Source organism: Stenotrophomonas sp. 2YAF22 (assembly GCF_052114665.1).
Lineage (GTDB): Bacteria > Pseudomonadota > Gammaproteobacteria > Xanthomonadales > Xanthomonadaceae > Stenotrophomonas > Stenotrophomonas indicatrix.
On the sequence record NZ_JBFRFE010000919.1, the window covers coordinates 1 to 1,084 of the forward strand.

Genomic DNA, 1,084 nt, shown 5'->3' on the forward strand with positions numbered 1-1,084 from the left:
GCCGTGGTGGATCGCCAGTGCGCAGCGCGGCAACAACGCTTCATGCGGGGTCGGGCCGATCACCCGTACCGAGTCGGGCAGCGTCATGTCGGGCACGCCGACCCAACCGGGAAACAGCAGCACGCGGCGTGGCGCCAGCGCCGACAACAGCGCCGGCAGCACACGTTCGCGCTCGAAGCCGGTCATGCTGCCGAAGCCCAGATAGACCGGCGGCGGTCCTGCATCGAGGAAAGCCTGCAGTTCGCACGACGGATGCCACGGCGCAGCAGGGGCCGACCATTGGCCGCACACGAGGTGGTCGGCCGGCCAGTCCGAAGGCGGTGGCAGCAGCTGTGGCGAGATGCCATACAGCATCGGCAGGCCAGCCCAGAGGGAACGTCGTGGTGGCTGCCCGGCGTGCTGGCGGGCCGTGTTGATCGGGCCGCGGAACTGTCGCCAGATCAGGCCGTTGACCAGGCCATAACTGGCCCGGTTCAACCAGCCCGGCGAGCGCCCGGGCGGCAGGAAGGGCGAGCGGAACGCGCGCGTCGGCGTCAGCGGAATCATGCCGGCGCCGATCACCGGAAGACCACGACATTCGCCGACGCTCATGCCGACGAACGCAGCCAGGCCACCGGTCAGGATCGCATCGCAGTCGTCGGCTGCAGCATCGGCCTGGCGCATCCAACCGGCGACGTGTTGCAGCGCCATCCGTGCCAGCCCGGTGCTGGCGGCGGCAACGCCATTGCCGCGTGAGACCAGCGCCACCACTTCGTCGTGGATGTCGCCTTCCAGCGCGGCGTGCGGGACGCCCAGGGCCTTCGCGCTGTCGAGGGTGCCGCCGTCGGCCAGCAGCATGACCTCGTGACCGGCCGCGATCAGCCCATGGCAGAGCATGACCAGCGGGCGCGTATCGCCTTCGGTGCCGTAGGTGAGGGCCAGCAGTCGCATTGGAGCCTCCGCAGTGAATCACCAGTATGCCGACATCGCTGTGTTCGTCCGCGCTCCTGCCGACGCACCGCGTGGGACAATCCCGCCTCATCTGCCCCCGCCGCACGGGGCGCGCGCAACAGGATCCAGCACCGCATGACCGCACTGCCATCCC

The 1,084-nt window shown here is 69.8% G+C and carries 1 protein-coding gene; it reads right to left on the reverse strand.

The features are described from left to right. The coding region (locus AB4Y84_RS22250) for a glycosyltransferase (RefSeq protein ID WP_442251006.1) at positions 1–930 on the reverse strand (930 nt) is incomplete at its 3' end. Positions 931–1,084 lie beyond the last annotated feature (154 nt).